We start from the raw sequence: 1,127 nt of genomic DNA, 5'->3' as shown, positions 1-1,127 counted from the left end.
GTGGGACCGGCTCCATGCCGTCCTGCTGACGAAGCTGCGGTCGGCGAAGCAGCTGGACTGGTCCCGGGCGGTGATCGACTCCACCCATGTCCGGGCCGCCCGACGCGGCCCAAAAGCGGGCCCAGCCCGGTCGACCGAGCGCGTCCGGGCAGCAAGCATCATGTCCTCGTCGACGGGCAGGGCATCCCGCTCGCCGTGTCGCTGACCGGCGGAAACCGCAACGACGTCACCCAGCTGATGCCCCTGCTCGCGAAGATCCCGTCTGTTGCGGGCCTGGTCGGCCGGCCGAGGCGACGACCGGACATGCTGCTGGCCGACCGGGGCTACGACCACGACAAGTACCGCCGCCTGGTCTGGGCGATGGGCATCAAACCGATGATCGCCCGCCGTGGCGTTCCACATGGCTCCGGACTCGGCGTCCACCGCTGGGTGGTCGAGCGGACCATCGCCTGGTTTCACGGCTTCCGCCGCCTTCGGATCCGCTGGGAAAGACGCGACGACATCCACGAAGCCTTCCTCGGCCTCGCCACCTGCCTCATCACCCACCGACACGTCCAACGCCTTTGCTAGGACCTCTTGCAGAGCAGGACCTGGACCGCCTCCTCGCCTCGGTGGCATGATCAGTCTCAATGACTACCATCCGAAAGGCCCATGCCGCGTAGACGGCCCGGCGTGCTGCGCACCCAAGGAGCGGGACTGCGACCGCTGTGTGCAGGTATCAGGCCTTGGTGGGACGTCCGGCTCCCCGAACCCAGGCCCACTCGAATCGCGGGGCTTTCCCCCCGGACGGTCTCCGCGATTCACCGTGAGGAGTGCAGGCGCCCGTACGACGAGGGACTGTGGCCCGGCGCCACTCGATCGGCTCTCGATGCCTATCGCAGGTTCCTCTCCCTGCCCGGGCGGTACGTGTATCTGCGTCGTCCCTACTGCCCCTGTGACATGTGCGAACGTGAGGAAAACGTCGCGTTCGCCCGGGACCTGCTCGACCTGGTTGTCCACAGGCTTTCTCCACATCCACGTCGGGATCTGGAGGCCCTACTGGCGCCGATGGACGACGAACTACGGCGTAGGACTCTCCCTGACCCGTTCGCCTACCAGCATCCGCATCGCAGAGGAGGCTGGTGGCA

At 67.3% G+C, this 1,127-nt stretch carries 1 pseudogene; it reads left to right on the top strand.

What is annotated here, in order from left to right:
• Window positions 1–570 (top strand): annotated as a pseudogene (locus ACIQFX_RS39140) (IS5 family transposase); the annotation flags it as partial.
• Window positions 571–1,127: the final 557 nt, after the last annotated feature.

This window comes from Streptomyces sp. NPDC093089, from assembly GCF_044754405.1.
GTDB lineage: Bacteria > Actinomycetota > Actinomycetes > Streptomycetales > Streptomycetaceae > Streptomyces.
Note: the sequence above shows the minus strand (reverse complement) of the source record. Positions and strands in the feature narration are given on the sequence as shown.